Origin of the sequence: Sphaerochaeta halotolerans (assembly GCF_003429665.1) — a bacterium.
Classification (GTDB): Bacteria; Spirochaetota; Spirochaetia; order Sphaerochaetales; family Sphaerochaetaceae; genus Sphaerochaeta; species Sphaerochaeta halotolerans.
Map to the genome: position 1 here is coordinate 1 of NZ_QUWK01000047.1, position 773 is coordinate 773.

The following is a 773-nucleotide window of genomic DNA, read 5'->3' on the forward strand; positions in this document are numbered from 1 at the left end:
CTGTAACCCGTAAATGATTTTTTCCTCCTCCTAAAACCGCCAGGTGTCAGTCTTGTGCGCATTGGTGGCATGTTTCTCCCAGGTCCGAAGGATGTCGGATGAAGCATATTCAAGCTCCTCATTTATGCGCATGAGGAGCAGCTCAAGCTCCTCGCTGGAGAAAACAGCGTCTTCCCGCAGCGAGTCCAGGTCCTTGTATCCGGTCCGGTTTCTCATAGCTCGTACCCCTTGGGGGATTCGGCGATATGGGTCTCAAGCACCCTTGGAGAGAGGAACCTCGTCTTCCAGGGATGGTCCGGGGCTGGCTTGTATGGCTTCCTCTGCTTGGGGATGGGCTGTGGGTCGAACTCCTTGCTGTGGGAGCTTCGCTTCTCCACTTCCCTGAGGATGTAGGTCTCCTCCTTGATGCTCGCAAGCAGCGTGCCGTCGAATGCCCTGATGACCAAAGCCTTCGTTCCCTTCATAAAGAGCCTGGGCCTCAGGCCGTTGGAATACTGGAAACAGGGCTGGTAGTACGCATTGTGGTACTTGATGCTGTTGCCTCCATCGATCACCCGCCGGGAAACCACCGCCAGGATTGCATTGATGTCCTGCTCTTCAGGAGCCTCAAGAAAGGTGCTGGTGTCGAGATCCTTCTCATCCTTGAGCGAGAACTGTGCATTGAACCGGGGAAGATAGTCCCACAGGAAGGCATTCGCCTCCTCCATGGAGGCAATCCCATGGCGGGTGAACTCCACCGGCAGCCGGCCTTGGAGTGTTCGGTTGAGGCGTTC

At 56.0% G+C, this 773-nt stretch carries 1 protein-coding gene and 1 pseudogene; both read right to left on the reverse strand.

Annotation, left to right across the window (positions count from 1 at the left end):
* Window positions 1-30: 30 nt before the first annotated feature.
* Window positions 31-216 carry a hypothetical protein gene (locus DYP60_RS13910; RefSeq protein WP_117331612.1) on the reverse strand — a complete coding sequence of 62 codons (186 nt, stop codon included), beginning with the start codon at window positions 214-216 and terminating at the stop codon, window positions 31-33.
* Window positions 213-773 (reverse strand): annotated as a pseudogene (locus DYP60_RS13915) (ISNCY family transposase); the annotation flags it as partial. The gene DYP60_RS13910 and the pseudogene DYP60_RS13915, both read right to left, overlap by 4 nt.

Excerpts from the sequence above, each read along its gene's own strand:
- DYP60_RS13910 (WP_117331612.1), bottom strand. The coding sequence starts at position 216 with ATGAGAAACCGGACCGGATACAAGGACCTGGACTCGCTGCGGGAAGAC.